The 1,669-nt window shown below is 68.9% G+C and carries 1 protein-coding gene; it reads right to left on the bottom strand.

Annotation, left to right across the window (positions count from 1 at the left end; translation table 11 throughout):
• Window positions 1-150: 150 nt before the first annotated feature.
• Window positions 151-1,587, bottom strand: coding sequence for an IS1380 family transposase (locus AAH979_RS42865; protein ID WP_346263846.1), 1,437 nt, complete (start codon window positions 1,585-1,587; stop codon window positions 151-153).
• Window positions 1,588-1,669 lie beyond the last annotated feature (82 nt).

Here is a 1,669-nt window from a genome sequence, read left to right as displayed (position 1 = left end):
CCTCCGTCTTTCATTAAGCGGTGGTGCTTGGTGCGGTGATTGATCGTGGTGGTTCGGGATTGGTGATGGTGGCTGTGGGCAGGCGGTGTCGCCCGGCCGCGGGCCGGGTTGCTCCGTAAGTCCTGGTCGCTGGTGCCGCGGATTTCGTTGTCAGGTAACGGGTTCGGGTAGTTCGCTGAGCCGGTGGAAGGCCCGGATGAGGTGTTCGGTCCAGGGCCATCCTTCGGCGATGCGCAGGGTGGTGGTCCGGGCGGTGCGGCTGATCTTCGCCGCGACGTGCAGCAGCCGGTAGCGCAGTTTCTTCGGCTCGGCCAGAGCGATGGGCCCGTCGAGCAGGAGGTGCCGGGTCCAGGCGAGCAGGTCGATGCCGGTCAGGGCGAGTTCGAGCCAGGCCTGGTTGATCGCGAACTGCCGGGACGGGAACCGGCCGAACCCGGTGGTCTTGCCACAGCGGATGCGGTCCTCGACCCGGGCGTGCGCGCGGTGGCGGACCTCCAGGAACTGGATCGACAGGCCGCTGCCGTGTGGTGTGTCGGTGGCGAAGACCTGGTGCCGCATGCCGTTGACCTGGTCGAATAGCGACAGCTGCGCGCCGGGGTGCGGGACCTCGCGTCGGCAGATCAGCCTCGTACCGGACGGGAATCCGGCCAGCACGGCAGGGTCGATCAGGTCAGTCAGCTCCGTGACCTGCGCCGCGTCGCGCAGGCTGCCATCGCCGTCCAGAGCGGGGATCCAGACCCGGGCGGCAGTGACCGCCGCCCGGACCGGCTCGCCGATCGCGACACCGACGGAGAACTCGGTGTCCAGGCCATGCTCACGCAGCCTGCGGATGTGGGCCAGGAACGCGTGGCTGCTGCCCGCTGAATCGGAGCGGATGAGGATCGGATTGCCGTAACGATGCTGCTCGGGGATCTGCGTGAGGGCGTGGTCGAGGACGGTGACGTGATCGGCGGCGGTGTTAGATCCGGCGTTGCCCGGCCGCAGCAGGCCGGCCAAAGCCTCCCCGGTCGCGTCGAGGAAACACAGCAGCGGATGGAAACCGAACGTGTGTTTCCAGGTCGGCGCCGCCGCTTCTTTCTCCGAATGCGACAGCACGATCGTCGCGTCGATGTCCAGGACGAACCCCGGCAACACCCGGCCCAGGATCGTCGTTGCCGGCAGCGGCCGGCGGGTCTCGGCCAGTTGTGCCCAGGCCAGTTCCCGGGCGGCGGCGCGAGCGGCCCGCAGCCGCCGCAGGGCCGACTCGTCGATGCCGTCGAGGACCCGCCACGCGGTCGCGTCCGAGGCCACCGGCCCGAACAGGCCCGGCTGCTGCCGCAACACCGCCAGGTCCGCGATCGCCTCGCCGCCGTCGGCCAGCAACACCGCCAGATCGACCGCGACCCGGCCCGGCTCATGCACCGACCGGCGCACCCGGTCCAACCCCAACGCCTGAACGAAACCGCTGCTCAAACCGGTCTTGTCAGCCAGATCAGCGAGCAGCCGAGTGCCGGCATGACCGACCACACCCCGAGCCCCACCAGTGACGACAACCTTCGGACGCGTGCCGGTACCCTGCACCCTGGAAGTGCCTTCCGAGACGGACAGATGGAACCCTAGACAAGTCCCATCGTTCCAGATCAGAAGGCACTTTCGCGTTCCCGGCCACCGCCACCGTCCGCCCTTACTG

The sequence above is a fragment of the Plantactinospora sp. ZYX-F-223 genome, assembly GCF_039649625.1.
GTDB lineage: Bacteria > Actinomycetota > Actinomycetes > Mycobacteriales > Micromonosporaceae > Plantactinospora.
The sequence above is the reverse complement of the archived record's forward strand: the minus strand, read 5'-3'. Positions and strand labels throughout refer to the sequence as shown.